Below are 16,887 nucleotides of genomic sequence, written 5' to 3'. Positions count from 1 at the left end.
TCCATTATCTTCTATTTTTAAATGTGTCACACGTCTCTATACTACGTTCCATTGAATTTGGATAACGGGGAACTATCGATGAAACATTTCAGAGTGTCATTTCTAGTGACATTTATCTGCCTGGGCATTTCCGCCTGGTGGGGTTACACGCACGGTGGCGTGCAGACGATGCTGGCGGCGCTCGGTATCGCGGTGATCCTCGGCGTGATGGAAGTCTCGCTGTCGTTCGACAACGCAGTGGTCAACGCCTCGGTGCTGAAGAACTGGGACAAGTTCTGGCAGAACCTGTTCCTCGGCGTGGGCATCATCATCGCCGTCTTCGGCATGCGTCTGCTGTTCCCGCTGGTCATCGTGGCGCAAGCGGCGGACCTGGGCTTGATGGAGGTATGGAATCTGGCACTGAGCAATCCGGAACAGTATTCGATGCACCTGACGAATCACCACGCGGAAGTGGCGGCTTTCGGCGGCATCTTCCTGCTGCTGGTGTTCCTGAACTTCCTGCTGGATTCGGAGAAAGAAACGCACTGGCTGGGCCGGATTGAAGAAAAACTGGGCGCACTGGGCAAGATCTCGTCGATTTCCGTGATGATCGCCCTGGGTACGCTGATGGTCAGCCTGTCGATGATCGAAGAAGGCCAGAAACTGGTGGTCCTGACGGCCGGCCTGTGGGGCATCCTGACCTACGTGGGCGTCGATGTGATCAGCGGTTTGCTGGAAGGCGACAACGGCGACGGCAACATGGGCGACATCATCAAGCGCGGCGGTATTGGCGGCTTCCTGTACCTGGAAGTGCTCGACGCCTCGTTCAGCTTTGACGGCGTGATCGGCGCGTTTGCCATCACCAAGGATGTCGTGATCATCATGCTGGGCCTGGCTATCGGCGCGATGTTCGTGCGCTCGATGACGGTGTTCCTGGTGCGCAAGGGCACGCTCGACGAGTTCGTTTATCTGGAGCACGGCGCGCACTATGCGATCGGTATCCTGGCCGTGATCATGTTGGTCAGCATGAAGTTCCACATTCCCGAGATCTTCACGGGTCTGATCGGCGTGGCCTTCATTCTCGCCTCGCTGTGGTCGTCGATCCGCTACAAGCGCAGGATGGCCCTCGAAGAAGGCCCGACGGAAGCGCTGGAAGCGGTCAAGGCAGTGTAAAGAATGCGCGGCAAACGACTACACCCGTTTGTCGGCAAGTTGCAGCAAGCGTCGCCGCCGGCCTGGGGAGTCAGGCCGGTGGAGGACGCCAGGTGTCTGGTCATATACAACCCACATAGGAGAAATACATCATGGCAATCAGTCTGCAAAAAGGCGGCAACGTCAACCTGAGCAAGGAAGCCCCTGGCATTTCGAAGATGATCATCGGCCTGGGCTGGGATGCCCGCGCCACCGACGGCGCCGCGTTCGACATCGACGGTTCCGTGTTCCTGCTGAAGGCCGACGGCAAGGTTCGTGCCGACGTCGACATGATTTTCTACAACAACCTGAAGTCGAGCGACGGTTCCGTCACCCACTCGGGCGACAACACCACGGGCGCCGGCGATGGCGACGATGAAACCGTCGTCGTCGACCTGGCCACGGTGCCAGCCGAGATCGACAAGATCGCCGTCTGCGTCACGATTCACGATGCCGAGGCGCGCAAGCAAAACTTTGGTATGGTATCGAAGGCATACGTGCGTTGCGTGAATGCCAACGGCAACACGGAAATCGCCCGCTTCGACCTGTCGGAAGACGGCTCGGCGGAAACGGCGATGGTCTTCGGCGAAATCTACCGCAATGGCGGCGATTGGAAATTCAAGGCCATCGGCCAGGGATATAAAGGCGGTTTAGGTCCTTTGGCTGCCTCGTTCGGCGTCGGCGTATAAGGTAGCCACACCAAACCTACTGCGCGGTGCGCTTTGCGGCCGGCGATGCTCACCGGCTCGGCGCCCCCGTACTAAAGTACGGTTGCGCTTCTCGGCCACAAATCACATCCGCTCGCTACGGTTTTGTGCGGCACCGTTACTCTGCAGTAAAGGCGGTCTACTGTGTGGAGCGCCCCATCATTATCTAGTTGAGGAAGGAACAGTTGAATGCCGGTTTTTAATGTAACAGGGGACGTCGACCCGTTTCTGCATGTATCGCTGGCCAAGGGCGAGAAGATTTATTGCGAATCCGATGCGATGGTGATGATGGAAACCAATCTTGAGCTGAAAGGCAAGATGACGGGCGGCATAGGCGCCGCGCTGATGCGCACCTTTGCCAACGGCGAATCGTTCTTTCAGCAGCATATCGAGGCCATGCGGGGCGACGGCGACTGTCTGCTGTCGCCCACCTTGCCCGGCGCGATGCGGGTGCTCGAGGTTGGCGCCCAGCAATACATGATCAGCGACGGCGCCTTCGTGGCGGCCAGCTCTGGCGTGGAATTGAAGGTGCGCACGCAAAGCCTTGGCAATGCGCTGTTTGCCCAGAGCGGTGGTTTTTTCATCACCGAGACGGCAGGCAGCGGCCAGTTGGCGGTGTCCGGTTTTGGCGCGATGTCGGAACTGGAAGTGACGCCTGGCAAGGACGTGGTGATCGATAACTCGCACGTCGTGTGCTGGGACAACCGCCTGCAATACGAAATTTCCATCACGACCGGCAGCAGCGGGGGCTTTCTGGGTAATTTGATCAATAGCCAGACCAGCGGCGAAGGCATGGTGCTGAAGTTTTCAGGCACGGGGAAAATCCTCGTGTGCTCGCGCAACCGCGCGGCCTTCCTTGCCTGGACGCAAAGTAAGCCGGCGTAAGAGTACTTGATGCAACCAACCAAACAGGAGCTATGCGTATGTCTGTCAATTTGAGCAAGGGCCAGAAGATTTCTCTGGACAAAGAAGCTGGTACCACCCTGACCCGTATCACCATGGGCCTGGGCTGGGATGCGGCCAAGACCAAGGGTTTCCTCGGTTTCGGTTCGAAGACGGAAGCCGTCGACCTGGACGCGTCGTGCGTCATGTTCGACGAGAACAAGGGCACGTCCGATATCGTCTGGTTCCGCCAGCTGAAAAGCAAGGACGGCAGCATTGTCCACACGGGCGACAACCGCACGGGCGCGGGCGATGGCGACGACGAACAGATCAATGTCGATCTGTCGAAGGTGCCGGCGCACGTGAAAAGCCTGGTCTTCACCGTCAACAGCTTTACTGGCCAGAACTTCTCGCAGGTGGAAAATGCCTATTGCCGCATCTTGAATGCGAGCAATAACCAGGAAGTCGCGCGTTTCAACCTGTCTGTGCAAGGTTCCCACACGGCACAGATCATGGCCAAGCTGTACCGCCATAACGGCGAATGGAAGATGCACGCCATCGGAGAAAACGGCAACGGTCGCACCTTTGACGACCTGATGCCCCAAATCTCAGTGCATCTATAAGGAGCAGTACGCAGCGGGCGGGGGACGGACCGGATACCGGCCCTTGTCCGCTGCTCTATTTTGAAGGAGAGTATGTCGTGATGCGATTGCTGATAGCCTTGCTACTTCCGTGTCTCACGTTTTTCATGCTGGGGCGCCCGCTGGCCGGTGCCGCCGCCTTGATCTTGCAGTGCACTGTGATCGGCTGGGCGCCGGCGGCCCTGTGGGCCCTGTACACGGTGAACCAGCATAAGACGGAGCAGGAACTGGAGGGTGCGTTAAGCCGCAGCTACATGCGCAGGCGTAGTCGCTTGATTTAAGGTCGATTGATCTAAATCAACCGGGCGCCAGGAATCCTTGCGCTAAAGCCCGTACGAGCGATCGTGCGGGCTTTTTTGTGCGCGCTCACTTCTTGCAGCGTATCGGCACGTTCACGGAATTGCCGTCCGAACTCAGGTTGCGGTACTGCAAATCTTCGCTTTCGATGGCGAAGCGGGGCACGGCGTGCACATAGCGCTGCTTGCAGACGGTGTCGTCATTGATCAGCTGGCCCGCCAGCATGTAATCGCACAGGGCGAAGCGTGATTCCTCGTCGTCGAGGATCAGCACGCGCGCGGCGCTGTACAGGGCCGATTGCAGGACGTCCGGGCTGCAGTTTTCCGGACCCGTCAGTTTCAGATGGGTTTTCGTCTGCGTGGCCAGGCGTTGCAGCTTGACGAGGGCGGCGCGCTCTTCCTTGCGCGCGCCGTCGATTTGCGCATCGCCGCTGGACAGGCGCAGCGCCAGCGAGGCGATCTGGTCGATGGAAATATGCCAGGCAAAGCCTTCCAGCCGCGTGCGGATCTGGCCCGGCAGGGGATCGGCCGCATCGACCTCGCAGCGGTACTGGCCCAGGTGGGGACGGCACAGCACGGGAATGGCAAAGGCCGACGTGCGCTTGCCCTTGACGAATTTCTGGCTCAAGTCGCCAAAGTTTTCATGCGTGATGGTATCGAAGCGGGCTTGGCCAAAGCCCATCTTGACGAGGTTTTCCTTGCGCTGGCGCGAAAACAGGGCGTCGACGGCATCATAGATATTCTTGTTGAAGATGCGGTCCAGCGGCTGGCGCTCGTCCGACATCTTTTCGAAGACGGCGCTGGAATTGGGTGCGTTGGCATCGATGGAAATGAGGATGAAGGGCTTGCTGTTCAGGCGCGGCGGCACGACGGCCATGTCGTTGCCGTACAGCTGCGTCAGGGCCACGTCCCACAGGGTTTCCACGCCCAGGTTGTCGGCCGCGCCGCCGTCGAACAGGTGCACGTAGGACGGCGATTCGCGCGACTCGGAACCGAGTTCCGGCACGAAACTGTTTTTCGGACGGAAACGCTCGAAGGTGACGGAATCGAACACGCCGGGAAAGGCGGCCGAGGTGGCCACTGCCGTGGCCAGGCGGATATCCTGGATCGGCGAATGCAGGGTGCTGTAGAAATACTCATAGGAAAACACCACGCGCTTGCCGCCATCGGTGGCATCCGTCGCGTTGGCCAGGAAGATGGGGCCGTCGTGCGGCAAGTCCTCGTAGGTTTTCTTGTCGTACAGTACATCGTCGAACACGTCGGACAGGAAGGATGTGCGCGTCTTGTTCGTGAGCAACATCGTCGTCAGGTTGGCCGGTTTCAAAATGGTCTGGCCGAAGAAATCCGTTTTCAGTTTGCTGCGCAGCAAAGGCCAATCCGTCCGCTTGCCATGCAGCGCATAGTAGCCGCCCGCGATGGCGCCGCCCGAAACGCCGGAGATGGCCGAGGCGCCGCTGACGAGGCCGAACTGCTCCAGCTGCTCCAGCGAGGCGGCCGAGAAATTGGCCGCGCGGCTGCCGCCGCCGGACAGGGCGATGCCGATGAAGTGGTCGTTGGGCATCGGGTTCTGGATGCGCGCCTTGGGCGCGTCGATGCGCAGGCGCGGTGTTTCCTGCACGGTGAACGTGCGGTTTTCGACGCCGCGGTTGGGGCGCAGGGCGAGTACCGTGCAGCCGCTCAGCAGCGCAACGAGGATCAAGGGGGCAAACAAGCGTGGATTCATGCGCGATCTGTGCGTAGTCATTGGTTGGGATACGGACGGAAACGTGTGCGATTCTAGCAAATTTGCCGGTGATTACGTATGCAGCTGATACGCGAGGAGGGCGGCGCTGTAGCCGGCGTGTACCAGCATGGGCGCCAGCAGCGCGCCGCTGCGCTCGTACGCGAGGCCCGCGCACAGGCCCAGCACGAAGGCGGGCAGCATGGCGGCGGGCGGATGCATCATGGCAAACAGCGCGGCGCCGGTGCCGACCGCCTGCCAGGCCGGCAGTGAGCGGCGCAAGCCGCCCTGCAGCAAGCCGCGGAAGAGGAATTCCTCGCACAGGGGCGCGGCCAGCAGCGTCAGTCCCGCCAGCCATAGTCCGTTGCCATTGATCTGGATCAATGGCGAAGCGGCCGGCGGCAACAAGGCCGCGCAGCCGATGCCGGCCAGCGCCGCGATACAGGCGCCCGCGCCTCCCCAGCACCACGGCTGGCGGCCCTGTCCGATGCGCGGCACGCCCGTCGTCCCGGCGCGCGAATACACGAGGCGCAGCAGCACATACGTGAGCACGCCGGCCACCTGGTCCTTGAGCAGGATCAACAGCAGGGTTTGCAGAATAAAGAACAGCATGGCGGCGATCAGGCCGTCGGCCGCCGAGACCGTGGCCGGCGGCGAGGCGGCGGGATCGAGCAGGTAGGGCAGCGCGTCGCGCGCCTTTTGCCACAGGGCTACGACCAGGGCCACCGTCAGCATGACAAACACCAGTTGCTGCACGGCGCTGCCGGCGGCCAGCGCGGCAATGTACAGGCCGGTCAACAGCAGATACAGGTACATATAGGCTGGGCGCACCTTTGCCGTTGCCTCGGTGGCCAGCGGGTCGCTGGCAAACACGCCCAGTGCCACGGCGATTGCCGCGTACAGGGGAACGCCGGCCAGCGCCAGCAGCATCAGACTGCCCGTTTGCCACGACCAGGCGGGCAGCCAGGCCAGCGCCGCGCCGAACAGGGTGACTGGATACAACAGGGCCAGCAGGGCCCACAGCTGCGCCTTTTGCCGCAGCGCCTGCTCGACGGAAACGGGAAACGTGTACAGCAGCCACAGCGCGCCGCCTTCCTTGTTCAGGGTCTGGAAGGCCGACATCATCAGCACGTAGCTGCCGAGGAAAAAGCCGGTGGAGGCCAGCAGGACGGGGTTGGCCAGCAGCGCGTGCAGGTCGCGCGCCTGGCCCGAGAATACCGCCTGGCCGCCGAGGATCAGCAGGGGCAGCAACAGGGTTTGCACGAGAAAATTGCGGTCGCGCAAGAGTAACGTCAGTTCGCGCCGCTGGATCGCCGTGCCGAGGCGCGGGCGCCACCGGCGTGAGGCCGATGGCGCCAGTGCCGGCTTGCGCGTGCCTTCGCGCTGGCCCGCGCCCACGACGCCGTGGCGCAGCTGGCGGCGCAGGATGGCCATGCCCAGCCCCATCAATAGCAGCACTTGCGCCAGCAGCAGGGAGGCAGGCAGCAAGGCGGCGATACCCTCGGCACTGAGCAGCCGTACCAGCAGGCCCGGCGGCGTCCAGCCGCTCCAGGCGGGCATGGCGGCCGCCCATGCATACGCGAAGCCGCCCGTGCCCATGCCGAAGGACATGCCCATATACATGGGCAACAGACCGGCCAGCGAAATCACGGCTTGCAGGTTGCCCAGCTGGGATGGATTGAGCGACAGGCGCAAGCCCGTGTCGACGAGGGTGCGCAGCATGGCGGCCAGGGTCAGCAGGACCAGGCTGGCGAGCAGCGCCGTCACGGGGGACAGCCAGCCCTGGCCCGCATACCAGGCGATCATGGTCGTGCTGGGCCACAGGGCCAGCAAGCCGGCCGGGTTAACGAGCGTGCGTTCGAGCACGCGCGCCCACAGCACGGTGCTTTTCTCGATAGGCAGGGTGACCAGCCATTCCAGGTCCCAGTCCGGCTTCGATAGCTCTCCCATGCCCAGCGGTAGCAGGACGCTGACCAGCCACAGCAGCGCCAGCTGCAGGGTCAGCCCGCCGATCAGCGCCGCGCTGAACGGCGTGGCCATCAATTGCGCGATGACGGAGTCGAGCAGGTGGCTGTCCGTGTACAGGCTGCCGCGCGCCTGGCAGGCGGCCACCTGGTCCAGCAGGCAATGCATGTTCAGTACGCCATGGCGGGCGATGCTGCCGAAGGAAAACAGCATGGGCACGAGCAGCAGCGCGCCCGGCAGCCAGCGCCCGCCGCGCTTGCCGGGCGTGGCGGGGCGGCTTTTATTGTTTTTCGTGAAGGAAAGGCCACGGCCGCTGACGTTGAGCAGGCGCTGCAGGCGCAAACGCGTCAGCAGCCAGACGGCGCGCCAGGCGGTGGGCGGCGCCGGTGTCATGCGGTGTCGTCGGTAAGTTGCAAGAACAGGTCTTCCAGGCTGCCATCGCTGGAAAGTTGCCGGCGAATCTCATCCAGGCTGCCCGTGGCCACCAGGGCACCCCGGTGGATGATGGCGACCCGGCTGCACAGCTTTTGCGCCATGTCCAGCAAATGCGTGGACACGAAGATGGTGGTGCCGGCGGCGGCGATGCGTAACAGCCGTTCCTGCACGTCGCGCGAGGCGCGCGGATCGAGACCGTTGATCGGCTCGTCGAGGATCAGCACGGCCGGATCATGGATCAGCGCGCAGGCCAGGCCCAGTTTTTCTTCATGCCCAGCGAGTAATTGACGGCAAAGTCTTCGGCCGCCTCGTCCAGGCCGAATTCCGTCAACAGGCGCGCGGCGCGATCGGCCGCTTCCGCGCGCGAAAAACCATGCATTTCGGCCACGAATTGCAGGATTTCACGTCCGCGTAAATAATCGTAAAAGATGGGGGTGTCGGGCAGGTAGCCCACCTTGCGCTTGACGGCGGCGCCATCGCGGTGGCAATCGAGGTCATCGACCAGCACGCGGCCGGCGCTGGGCACGAGGATGCCCATCAGCATGCGGATGGTGGTGGTCTTGCCGGCCCCGTTCGGACCCAGGAAGCCGAAAACCTCTCCTTTGCCCACCTGCAAGGTCAGCGGCTTGACGGCCTCGAAGGTGCCGTAGTGTTTGGACAAACCTTCGAAGGCGATCATGTTGCACCCAGGGCCGCCAGCAGGCGCCGCTCGCCGTCCGGTGCGATGCGCAGGGCACGGCTGTCGAGTTCGCGCTCGGCCCAGCGCCGGCGCAGGGCCAGCTGCAGCAGGGCCGCCCCCAGCGCCCCGCCCACGTGGGCGCGCCGTTCGCTCCAGTCCAGGCAGGCACAGGCGAAGCGGCGGCGCTGCTTGTGCAGTTGCGGCACGTCGATGCCCAGCGCCGCCATGCCGGCTGCGCCCGCTTCCGACAGGCGATATTCGCCTTCGCCGCCATCGTCGAGCAGCCAGCCTTGCGCGCGCAACTGGTCGTGCATGGCGACGGCGACCGTGCCGGCCATGTGGTCGTAGCAGGTGCGCGCATGGCGCAAGCGGTCCGGCGTGGTGGGCGTAAAGGGTGTTGCGGGCACGCCGGCCACCACCAGCAGCGCTTCCAGCGCCCGCGCCACCTCCACGCTGGCCAGGCGGTAATAGCGGTGCTTGCCCTGCGCCAGCATCGACAGCAAGCCATCCTCGCGCAAGCGGCTCAGATGGGCGCTGGCCGTCGAGGCGCCCACCTCGGCCAAGGTGGCCAATTCCGTGGCTGTGCGCGCATGGCCATCGAGCAGGCTGCACAGCATCCGCGCGCGGGCCGGTTCGGCGATGGCGCCGGCCAGTTGCGCCAGGCCCATGTCGGCCGAGGGAAGTTTGTCATCCATGATTCGTCCGTGGGCGAAGTGTTGTGGTGGAAGGACCAGCATACTCGTGTCCCCACTTCACTGCAATGGAATGCGCATGCCGCCCGCCGACCCTTTTTCCGCCGTCACCCACGCGGCGCCGTATGACTACTATCGCCGCCTGGCGGAAGGCCCGCCGCTGCGTTTCGAGGCGCCGCTCGATTGCTGGCTGGCAACGGGAGCCGTTGGCGTGCGGGCCGTCCTCGGGCATCCCGCTTGCCGCGTGCGGCCGCCGGGGCAGGCCGTGCCGCTCAAACTGGCAGGCACGCCATGCGGCGCGATCTTTGCCGAACTGGTACGCATGAATGATGGCGAGCGGCATGCCGTGCCGAAACAGGTGCTGGCGCGTGCGCTGGGCCAAGTGGATCTGGCGCGCCGGCATGGACGGGTGATGCAGATTGCCGGCGGCCGCGTTCCCGGCAGCGCCGTCCAGCTGAACGAAGCGATTTTTGAGCTGCCCCTGTTTGTCATGGCGGACTTGCTGGGCTTTGCGCCAACGCAATGGCCGGCACTGGCCGCCTGGACGCGCGACTTTGTCGCCTGTTTGTCGCCGCTGAGCAATGGGGAACAATTGGCTGGCGCGCAGCAAGCGGCCGATGCTCTGTTGCAAAGTTTTAGCGTGTTGCTGCGCGAGGGACAGGCGTTGCCCGGCAGCTTGCTGGCCGCTATCGTGGCAGAGGCGGATGCCAGGGGCTGGCCGGCATCGGGCGGCGTGCTGGCCAACCTCGTAGGCTTGCTGTCGCAGACCTGCGACGCCACGGCCGGCTTGCTGGGCAATGCCGTCGTGGCCTTGCGCGCGCAGCCGGCCTTGCACGCGCAACTGCGCGCCGCGCCCGAGCGATGGCCGGCCCTGCTGCGCGAGATCAGCCGGCATGATCCCTCGGTCCACAACACGCGCCGCTACACGGCCGATGCCGTGGAACTGCACGGCGTACGCGTGCCGGCCGGGCAGATGATCGCCGTCGTGCTGGCCGGCGCCGGCCAGGCGGAGGCAGGCTTTGGCCATGGCCGCCACGCCTGTCCGGGGCAGTCCATCGCGCAGACCATCACCACGGCTTGCCTGCAGGCGTGGGCCGACGGACTGGAAGACATGCCGCTGGCCTGGTCGTACCGGCCTTCGCAGAATGCCCGCATCCCTGTCTTCAGCGCTGGAGAAATAGCATGATCGCCGTGATTTTTGAAGTCTGGCCCAGCGCGGAAGGGCGCCGGCAGTATCTGGACCTGGCCGCCGCGCTGCGTCCCCTGCTCGATGAGGTCGAGGGTTTCATTTCCATCGAGCGCTTCAGCAGCCTGAGCGATCCAGGCAAACTGCTGTCGCTGTCCTTCTTTCGCGACGAAGCGGCGCTGGCGCAGTGGCGGCAGCTGGAAGCGCACCGCGCGGCGCAGTCGGCCGGCCGGCACGGCGTGTTCGACGACTACCGGCTGCGCATCGCCGGCGTGGTGCGCGATTACGGCATGCTGGAGCGGCAACAGGCGCCGACCGACAGCCGCCAGCGCCACGATGCCTGACGCTTAGCGGGGCAGGGCGCCCTGCGTGATTTTCACCTTGACCCGGTAGGTGGGCGCGGCCGCGTTGAGGGCGGGCGGCGTGGCCGGATCGACGTCGAGCAGGGTGAACGTCAGGTGGTTGACGGTCACGGAGCTGGCGGCGCCGGGCATGGACTCGGACAAGACGATATCGGTGGCGCCCGCGCTGTTGAGCAAACTGAAACTGTAGCTGACGTAGCCTTTCCACACGCACACGGCGCCCTTGCGGCAGCGGCTGTCGTTGACGCGCTCGAGTTTCAGGGTATCGGTGGCCGTGATGGCGACCTGTTCGCCCGGCGAGAGCACGTGGGTGACGCTGCGCGGCGTGTTTTCCGCGTCGCCTGCGCTGCCGGCCGCGCCGCAGCCCGCCAGCACGGCCAGGCAGGCGATGAAGATGGGTAAAAGCAAGCGACGATAGGAGTCATGGAGGTAATGCATGTTTTTTCCTTTCAGGTAGAGCTTCCCCGGCGTGGCATCCACGCATGGGATAAAAATGATAATAACAAAATGATATTTTTTGGGCGCACCATTGGCGCGCTGCCGATGAATTGACGCGCCGGCCACGCGGCGCGCCGATTACTGCGTAGAATGGCTGTTTTGAAAATCAGGAAACAACCATGAAAAAACCGACCTGGCCAAAAGCGATGCCAAGAAACTGATGGGAAAGATGAATGTTCCCGGCGCCGGTGCATTCGGTAAGGAAGCGGTGGTCGTCGACCGCCGCGAGCAGCGCAAGCGCGATCAGGCCCTGGGCCTGGTGCCGTTCGCCGTCAAGCTGAACAGCGATCTGGTGTTGCAATTGCAGACCCTGGCCAAGGAACGCGGCGCGGATCTGAATGAACTCGTCGCCGAGCTGATCACCAAGGGCTTGGCTGCAGCATAAGGGCTGACAATGTTTATCTGTTGATAAATATCATTTAGAAGACTAAAAGGCGCCTTGCGGCGCCTTTTGCATTGCGGCATTGCTTTCGATTACACGTAGGCCGCCAGGGCGCCCTTCATTTTCTTCAGCGCCGCCACTTCGATCTGGCGGATGCGCTCGGCCGATACGCCGAACTCTTCCGCCAAGGCGTGCAGGGTGGCGCCGGAACCGTCGTCGTTGGCCAGCCAGCGCGCTTCGATGATGCGGCGCGAACGGGCATCGAGCTTGCTCAAGGCCGTTTCCAGGCCTTCCGATTGCAGGCGCGTCACTTGTTCCGCTTCCAGCACCTTGGTCGGCTCGCTTTGCTCCGACGACAGGTAGGCGATCGGCGAAAACTTGTCGTCTTCATCGTCGGTCGGCGATTCCAGCGCGATGTCGCGGCCGCTCAAGCGCGTTTCCATCTCGATCACTTCTTCGCGCTTCACGTCGAGCAGCTTGGCCAGCGCATCGATCTGCTTCGGCGTCATCGCGTCCAGGCCCGTCTTGTGGCTGCGCAGATTGAAGAACAGCTTGCGCTGCGCCTTCGTCGTCGCGACCTTGACCAGGCGCCAGTTTTTCAGGATATACTCATGCATCTCGGCTTTCACCCAGTGCATGGCGTACGACACCAGGCGCACGCCCTGGTCCGGATCGAAACGTTTCACGGCTTTCATCAAGCCGATATTGCCTTCCTGAATCAGGTCGGCGTGCGGCAAGCCATAGCCCAGATAGCCGCGGGCAATCGAGACCACCAGGCGCAGGTGCGACAGCACCAGCTCTTGCGCGGCGGCCAGGTCATTTTTTCGCGCAGGCGTTTCGCCAGCGAAATTTCTTCGTCGTGGGTCAACATGGGCAGACGGTTCACGGCCGAGATATAGGCGTCGATATTGCCCAGATTGCCAGTGAACCCGAGGCCCAGCGCATTACTTTTGGTCGGAACCAATGCGGATGTTGCGGACATCATAGTCATGTTTTCTCCCTCGTAGTCTTGCTGTGTTCCAGTTGGCCACATCACACGACGTGGCCTTATCGTCTGTTCTGTTTTGCGTATTCGGTCTTGCACTTTGCAGACCGCGGCACCATCTTCATCTGGCGTCCATGGCGGTTCTGCTGTTGGTATGTCCCTATATTAGCACTCTCTGCTTGAGAGTGCCAATCAGCACATTTAATCGTCCTGATAGCCTAAATGCTATGGTGATTTAATGCTTGATATATATCTCTGAACAGCGCGATATAGCGCTTTACGACAACGTAGCCAGTCTACGGCCTCTGGCTGAAGCGAACCTTAAGAATACTTGCTTAATATCAAGATAACAGCAGATGGGGATGGCGAGGCGCATGGCGGCACCGCAGGCGCCGCCATGGAAAGGAAGGTCAGTTCAGGCGCGCCAGGTGGCGCTGCACGCAGAGGAAGGCGCCGATCAGGCCCAGGCCGGCGCTGACGGCCAGCAAGCCGGCCATCGGCAGCGGCGCCAGCGGCACCAGCTGGAATTCGGACGCGTACAGGCGCGCAAACTCGGCAATTGCGGTATTGAGCGGCTGCAAGGCCAGCGCCACGGCGCCCAGCGCCAGCGCGCCGGCGCACAGGCCCAGCAGGGCGCCCGTGTAATAGAAGGGGCGGTGGATGAAAGTATCGGTGGCGCCGATCAGTTTCGAGATGCTGATTTCATCGCGCTGCTGCATCACCTGCAGGCGGATGGTATTGAAGACCACGGCGATCACGGCCACGCCCAAAGTGATCGCCAGCAACAGCAGCACCAGGCGCAGCACGCCCAGCAGGGCCGCCAGTCGCTTGACCCAGGCCGAATCGACTTGCGCCGATTCCACGCCTGGCAAGTGGCGCAATTGTTCCGCCACGGCATCGACGTCCTGCGCTTCGCGGGCGCTGCTGAAGGCGTCGAGTTTCAGTACATAGCTGTCGGGCAGGGGATTGTCGCCCAGGGTGCTCAGCACGTCGGCCAGGCCGTTCTTGTTTTTTAGCGTGTCGAGCGCCTGTTCGCGCGGGATGAAGACGATCTTCGCCTTTTGCTCGCCGACGATCTTGCGCATGGCGCTGGCCAGGGCCACGGCTTGCTCGCGCGGCGTGTCGATCTTCAGGAAGACGCTGATTTCCGGGTCGACCGACATCTGTTCCGACATGGGGCGCACATTGTCGAGCATGGTCAAGCCGGCGAACGGCAGCGACAGGGCGATGGCGACGACGAGCACGTTCAAGAGAAAGCCGCCCGGCGACTTGCGCAAGTGAATCAGCGCCGAACCGAGCGCGAAGCGGTGTTGACGGAACCAGCCTCTCATGCCTGTTCTCCCTGCGCGTCGTCCGCATCGGGGGAGGGGGCGAAATCGGGATCGGGCGGGGCGAAGACGGGCGCCTGCGTGGCCTTGTCGATGGCGACCAGCTGGCCGTTCTTCAGGTGGATCACGCGGGCGGCGGCGTCGAGCATCTGTTCGTCATGGCTGGAAATGAGGCAGGTCACGCCCACCGAGTGAAATGCTTTGAGGGCGTCGAGCACCTTGTTGGCGCTGGCGCGGTCCAGGTTGGCCGTCGGTTCGTCGGCCAGGATGATCTGCGGCCGGTTGACGATGGCGCGCGCGATCGAGACGCGCTGCTGTTCGCCGCCCGACAGCGACAGCGGGCGCGCCATGGCACGGTCCAGCAGTCCCACCTTGTCGAGCGCGGCGCGCGCGCGCTGCTCGGCCGCCACTTTGTGCGCGCCGACGACGAGCAGCGGCAGCATGACGTTGGCCAGGATGGAGCGGTCGTTCAGCAGTTTTTGCTGCTGGAAGATCAGGCCCATGTTGCGGCGCAGAAAGGGCACGCCGGCCGGCTTGATCTTCGCCATGTCCTGGCCATTGACGATCAGCTTGCCCGACGTGGGCCGTTCCATGGCGGCGATCATCTTCAGCAAGGTGGACTTGCCGGCGCCGGACGGGCCGGCCAGGAAGACCAGCTCGCCTTTGGCAATATTGAGCGAAATGTCGCTGAGCGCCACGGCGTCGGCGGAGTATTGCTTGGAGACGTGCTGAAATTCAATCATGTATGGGCTTATCCGAGCAGCGCTTCGACAAATTCGGCAGCCACGAAGGGCTGCAAGTCCTCAATTTTCTCACCGATGCCGATGAAATACACGGGCACGGGGCGCACGCGGGCAATCGCCGCCAGCACGCCGCCCTTGGCGGTGCCGTCCAGCTTGGTGATCACCAGGCCGCTCAATTGCAGGGCATCGTCGAAGGCCTTCACTTGCGTGAGGGCATTCTGGCCCGTGTTGCCGTCGATGACGAGCAGGGTTTCATGCGGCGCGCCCTCCATGCCCTTGCCGATCACGCGCTTGATTTTCTTCAATTCTTCCATCAGGTGTAACTGCGTCGGCAAGCGGCCGGCCGTGTCGACCATGACCACGTCGATGCCGCGCGCCTTTGCCGATTGCACGGAATCGTAGGCCACGGCGGCCGGGTCACCCGATTCCTGCGAAATGACGGTGACGTTGTTGCGCTCGCCCCAGACCATCAGCTGCTCGCGCGCGGCGGCGCGGAAGGTGTCGCCCGCGGCCAGCAGCACGGACTGGTTGTTCGACTGCATGTGCTTGGCCAGCTTGCCGATGGTGGTGGTCTTGCCGGCGCCATTCACGCCGGAAATCATCATCACCAGCGGCTTGTGGCGGCCCAGCTCGAAGCGTTTTTCCAGCGGGCTCAGTAGCTCGATCAGCAGCACTTTCAGGGCGGCCTTGACGGCGGCCGCGTCCAGCAGCTTGTCTTCCTTGACCTTTTTCTTCAATTCCGTGAGCAGGAATTCGGTGGCGTCGATGCCGGCGTCGGACATCAGCAGCGCCGCTTCCAGCTCTTCGTACAGGGCGTCGTCGATCTTCGCGCCGACGAACAGCACGGATAAAGTGGTCGAGGTTTTCGATAGGCCCGCCTTCAGGCGCGTCATCCACGATTTTTCTCGGGTTCGGCGGCCACGATCACGGGCACGAGCTCGGCCGGCGCGCCGCTCAGGGGCGCAGCGGCAGGCTGCGGTGCAGGCGGCGTGGCGGGAAGGACGAGGGGCTCGGCTGGCGCAGCCTCGGGAGCGATGGGTTTTTCTTGAAGAAACTAAACATGGATGTGTGGTGGCGGGTGCTGACCTAAGGCCCGGCGGCGCCGGACACTGTGTTACGGGCTATTCTACCAGAGCGCGCCCGGCCCTTCATGCTTTACTGTTCGATTGGCAACATTGCGCGGCTATCCACGGAGATCGCCGCAGTTGCCGCGCTTTCCAGCCGGATCAATGGGTTTGCAGGGCCAGCGCCTGGTGGCGGCGGCGCCAGTCGGCGATGCTTTCGTCGACTTGCCGCAAGTCCAGCACATGCAGGAACGAGGGCGGCTGCTTGTACAGCACGGGACTGCGTCCGCCGGCCCACAACTCCATGCTTGGTGGCAAGCTTGCATGCAGCTGCTGCAGGCTGTCGCGCGTCTGCCGCTGCTTGCTGGCGCTGGAAAACGACAGCGCCACGATGTCGGCCCGCTGCGCGCGGGCGGCCGCGACGATGTCCGTCAGCGGCGTTTCCACCCCCAATGACATGCAATGGGCGCCCGCCGCCGCGCACAGCGCCTCGGCCATCAGCAGGCCCAGGCCATGCCGCTCCTGCGGCAAGGTGCTGAGGACGATGCGCGGCGTGCGCATGGACGGGCTGCTTGCTTGCGGCAGGGAAAAGATGGCATGGCGCATCACCGTCTGCAAGGTTTCGCTGTACAGATGCTCTTCATACACGGCCAGTTCGCCGCAGGCCCACGCTTCGCCCACCAGGCCCGTCAGGGGCGCGATGACGTCGATGGTGAAGCTTTTCAAGCCCAGCACGGCCAGCGCCTGGCGCAGGGCCTCACCCAGTTCCGCCATCTGGTGGCCACGGCAGAGGGACAGGTAATGCTCGAGCTGCGGTGCCGGCGCCGCCGGCGCCGCGCTGCCGGCACTGGCCAGCTGCTGCAGTTGCACGGTGCTGTGCTGCATGATCTTGCCCGGACGAAAGCCGAGGTCCAGCAGGCGCTTGACCATGCGCAATTTCTGCACTTGCTCGGCCGGGTAGCTGCGCTCGCCAAAGGCGTCGCGCTGGGGCTGGGGAAAGGCGTAGCGGCGTTCCCAGACACGCAAGGTTTCCTTGGCCAGCCCGGTGTCGCGTTCGACATCGCTGATGCTGAAGGCGGAAGTAGGTTGCAGGTCAGTATCCATACCAGGGGCTTTGCTCGCTTGCGGAAGAACGTGGCATGCATTTTACGC

Annotated in this window: 17 protein-coding genes and 2 pseudogenes; 8 read left to right on the top strand and 11 right to left on the bottom strand. The window is 63.3% G+C overall.

Annotated features, from left to right (window positions below; genetic code table 11):
• Nucleotides 1-78 precede the first annotated feature (78 nt).
• From ACRHIG_RS29875 to ACRHIG_RS29855, 5 genes are all read left to right on the top strand, one after another.
• The gene (locus ACRHIG_RS29875; protein ID WP_475414691.1) at nucleotides 79-1,152 is read left to right on the top strand and encodes a DUF475 domain-containing protein; all 1,074 of its coding nucleotides are present in this window, start codon (nucleotides 79-81) and stop codon (nucleotides 1,150-1,152) included.
• Nucleotides 1,153-1,283: 131 nt separating this feature from the next.
• On the top strand, nucleotides 1,284-1,859 hold the full coding sequence (locus ACRHIG_RS29870; protein ID WP_070222543.1) for a TerD family protein: 576 nt from the start codon (nucleotides 1,284-1,286) through the stop codon (nucleotides 1,857-1,859).
• A gap of 207 nt (nucleotides 1,860-2,066) precedes the next feature.
• The gene (locus ACRHIG_RS29865) at nucleotides 2,067-2,762 is read left to right on the top strand and encodes a TIGR00266 family protein (protein WP_475414692.1); all 696 of its coding nucleotides are present in this window, start codon (nucleotides 2,067-2,069) and stop codon (nucleotides 2,760-2,762) included.
• Between the two features lie 38 nt (nucleotides 2,763-2,800).
• Nucleotides 2,801-3,382, top strand: coding sequence for a TerD family protein (locus ACRHIG_RS29860; protein WP_070290121.1), 582 nt, complete (start codon nucleotides 2,801-2,803; stop codon nucleotides 3,380-3,382).
• An 80-nt stretch (nucleotides 3,383-3,462) separates the two neighbouring features.
• A complete protein-coding gene (locus ACRHIG_RS29855) occupies nucleotides 3,463-3,681 on the top strand; it encodes a hypothetical protein (RefSeq protein ID WP_034784905.1) in 219 nt (72 codons plus the stop codon).
• 85 nt (nucleotides 3,682-3,766) lie between these two features.
• Here ACRHIG_RS29855 and ACRHIG_RS29850 read toward each other — a convergent pair whose 3' ends face one another.
• The 5 genes from ACRHIG_RS29850 to ACRHIG_RS29830 form a co-directional block, all read right to left on the bottom strand.
• Nucleotides 3,767-5,419, bottom strand: coding sequence for a patatin-like phospholipase family protein (locus ACRHIG_RS29850; protein ID WP_475414693.1), 1,653 nt, complete (start codon nucleotides 5,417-5,419; stop codon nucleotides 3,767-3,769).
• Between the two features lie 72 nt (nucleotides 5,420-5,491).
• Nucleotides 5,492-7,774 carry a CPBP family intramembrane glutamic endopeptidase gene (locus tag ACRHIG_RS29845; RefSeq protein WP_489628849.1) on the bottom strand — a complete coding sequence of 761 codons (2,283 nt, stop codon included), beginning with the start codon at nucleotides 7,772-7,774 and terminating at the stop codon, nucleotides 5,492-5,494.
• Entirely contained in the window at nucleotides 7,771-8,040 is a 270-nt protein-coding gene (locus ACRHIG_RS29840; RefSeq protein WP_489628848.1) for an ATP-binding cassette domain-containing protein, read from the bottom strand. Before ACRHIG_RS29840 ends, ACRHIG_RS29845 begins: the two co-directional genes overlap by 4 nt.
• Before the next feature lie 14 nt (nucleotides 8,041-8,054).
• Entirely contained in the window at nucleotides 8,055-8,495 is a 441-nt protein-coding gene (locus tag ACRHIG_RS29835; RefSeq protein WP_489628847.1) for an ABC transporter ATP-binding protein, read from the bottom strand.
• Nucleotides 8,492-9,190, bottom strand: coding sequence for an ArsR/SmtB family transcription factor (locus ACRHIG_RS29830; RefSeq protein WP_489628846.1), 699 nt, complete (start codon nucleotides 9,188-9,190; stop codon nucleotides 8,492-8,494). Before ACRHIG_RS29830 ends, ACRHIG_RS29835 begins: the two co-directional genes overlap by 4 nt.
• Before the next feature lie 76 nt (nucleotides 9,191-9,266).
• Between ACRHIG_RS29830 and ACRHIG_RS29825 the strand changes: the two genes are divergently transcribed.
• Nucleotides 9,267-10,373 carry a cytochrome P450 gene (locus ACRHIG_RS29825; RefSeq protein WP_489628845.1) on the top strand — a complete coding sequence of 369 codons (1,107 nt, stop codon included), beginning with the start codon at nucleotides 9,267-9,269 and terminating at the stop codon, nucleotides 10,371-10,373.
• Complete coding sequence (locus ACRHIG_RS29820) at nucleotides 10,370-10,717, top strand: antibiotic biosynthesis monooxygenase family protein (protein ID WP_489628844.1); 348 nt, start codon at nucleotides 10,370-10,372, stop codon at nucleotides 10,715-10,717. Before ACRHIG_RS29825 ends, ACRHIG_RS29820 begins: the two co-directional genes overlap by 4 nt.
• A gap of 3 nt (nucleotides 10,718-10,720) precedes the next feature.
• Here ACRHIG_RS29820 and ACRHIG_RS29815 read toward each other — a convergent pair whose 3' ends face one another.
• Nucleotides 10,721-11,173: a hypothetical protein gene (locus ACRHIG_RS29815; RefSeq protein ID WP_475414699.1), complete on the bottom strand. Its 453-nt coding sequence runs from the start codon at nucleotides 11,171-11,173 to the stop codon at nucleotides 10,721-10,723.
• A gap of 220 nt (nucleotides 11,174-11,393) precedes the next feature.
• Between ACRHIG_RS29815 and ACRHIG_RS29810 the strand changes: the two genes are divergently transcribed.
• Complete coding sequence (locus ACRHIG_RS29810; protein WP_489628843.1) at nucleotides 11,394-11,618, top strand: hypothetical protein; 225 nt, start codon at nucleotides 11,394-11,396, stop codon at nucleotides 11,616-11,618.
• Between the two features lie 89 nt (nucleotides 11,619-11,707).
• On the opposite strand, the pseudogene rpoH reads toward ACRHIG_RS29810, so the two are convergent.
• The 5 genes and pseudogenes from rpoH to ACRHIG_RS29785 all read right to left on the bottom strand — a co-directional run bounded on the left by rpoH (nucleotide 11,708) and on the right by ACRHIG_RS29785 (nucleotide 16,839).
• Nucleotides 11,708-12,600 (bottom strand): annotated as a pseudogene (gene rpoH, locus ACRHIG_RS29805) (RNA polymerase sigma factor RpoH).
• Between the two features lie 410 nt (nucleotides 12,601-13,010).
• Nucleotides 13,011-13,931 carry a permease-like cell division protein FtsX gene (gene ftsX, locus ACRHIG_RS29800; protein WP_489628842.1) on the bottom strand — a complete coding sequence of 307 codons (921 nt, stop codon included), beginning with the start codon at nucleotides 13,929-13,931 and terminating at the stop codon, nucleotides 13,011-13,013.
• Nucleotides 13,928-14,671, bottom strand: a complete 744-nt coding sequence (locus ACRHIG_RS29795; protein ID WP_475413874.1) for a cell division ATP-binding protein FtsE — start codon at nucleotides 14,669-14,671, stop codon at nucleotides 13,928-13,930. Before ACRHIG_RS29795 ends, ftsX begins: the two co-directional genes overlap by 4 nt.
• Before the next feature lie 8 nt (nucleotides 14,672-14,679).
• Nucleotides 14,680-15,733 (bottom strand): annotated as a pseudogene (ftsY, locus tag ACRHIG_RS29790) (signal recognition particle-docking protein FtsY).
• A 164-nt stretch (nucleotides 15,734-15,897) separates the two neighbouring features.
• The gene (locus ACRHIG_RS29785) at nucleotides 15,898-16,839 is read right to left on the bottom strand and encodes a MerR family transcriptional regulator (RefSeq protein ID WP_489628841.1); all 942 of its coding nucleotides are present in this window, start codon (nucleotides 16,837-16,839) and stop codon (nucleotides 15,898-15,900) included.
• Nucleotides 16,840-16,887 lie beyond the last annotated feature (48 nt).

The organism is Janthinobacterium sp. C22 (assembly GCF_057919405.1).
Note: the sequence above shows the minus strand (reverse complement) of the source record. Positions and strands in the feature narration are given on the sequence as shown.

Coding starts and splice junctions, on each gene's coding strand:
- ACRHIG_RS29855 (WP_034784905.1), top strand. CDS start 3,463: ATGCGATTGCTGATAGCCTTGCTACTTCCGTGTCTCACGTTTTTCATG.
- ACRHIG_RS29850 (WP_475414693.1), bottom strand. CDS start 5,419: ATGAATCCACGCTTGTTTGCCCCCTTGATCCTCGTTGCGCTGCTGAGC.
- ftsX (WP_489628842.1), bottom strand. CDS start 13,931: ATGAGAGGCTGGTTCCGTCAACACCGCTTCGCGCTCGGTTCGGCGCTG.
- ACRHIG_RS29875 (WP_475414691.1), top strand. CDS start 79: ATGAAACATTTCAGAGTGTCATTTCTAGTGACATTTATCTGCCTGGGC.
- ACRHIG_RS29785 (WP_489628841.1), bottom strand. CDS start 16,839: ATGGATACTGACCTGCAACCTACTTCCGCCTTCAGCATCAGCGATGTC.
- ACRHIG_RS29860 (WP_070290121.1), top strand. CDS start 2,801: ATGTCTGTCAATTTGAGCAAGGGCCAGAAGATTTCTCTGGACAAAGAA.
- ACRHIG_RS29865 (WP_475414692.1), top strand. CDS start 2,067: ATGCCGGTTTTTAATGTAACAGGGGACGTCGACCCGTTTCTGCATGTA.
- ACRHIG_RS29795 (WP_475413874.1), bottom strand. CDS start 14,671: ATGATTGAATTTCAGCACGTCTCCAAGCAATACTCCGCCGACGCCGTG.
- ACRHIG_RS29830 (WP_489628846.1), bottom strand. CDS start 9,190: ATGGATGACAAACTTCCCTCGGCCGACATGGGCCTGGCGCAACTGGCC.
- ACRHIG_RS29845 (WP_489628849.1), bottom strand. CDS start 7,774: ATGACACCGGCGCCGCCCACCGCCTGGCGCGCCGTCTGGCTGCTGACG.
- ACRHIG_RS29870 (WP_070222543.1), top strand. CDS start 1,284: ATGGCAATCAGTCTGCAAAAAGGCGGCAACGTCAACCTGAGCAAGGAA.
- ACRHIG_RS29835 (WP_489628847.1), bottom strand. CDS start 8,495: ATGATCGCCTTCGAAGGTTTGTCCAAACACTACGGCACCTTCGAGGCC.
- ACRHIG_RS29810 (WP_489628843.1), top strand. CDS start 11,394: ATGGGAAAGATGAATGTTCCCGGCGCCGGTGCATTCGGTAAGGAAGCG.
- ACRHIG_RS29820 (WP_489628844.1), top strand. CDS start 10,370: ATGATCGCCGTGATTTTTGAAGTCTGGCCCAGCGCGGAAGGGCGCCGG.
- ACRHIG_RS29825 (WP_489628845.1), top strand. CDS start 9,267: ATGCCGCCCGCCGACCCTTTTTCCGCCGTCACCCACGCGGCGCCGTAT.
- ACRHIG_RS29815 (WP_475414699.1), bottom strand. CDS start 11,173: ATGCATTACCTCCATGACTCCTATCGTCGCTTGCTTTTACCCATCTTC.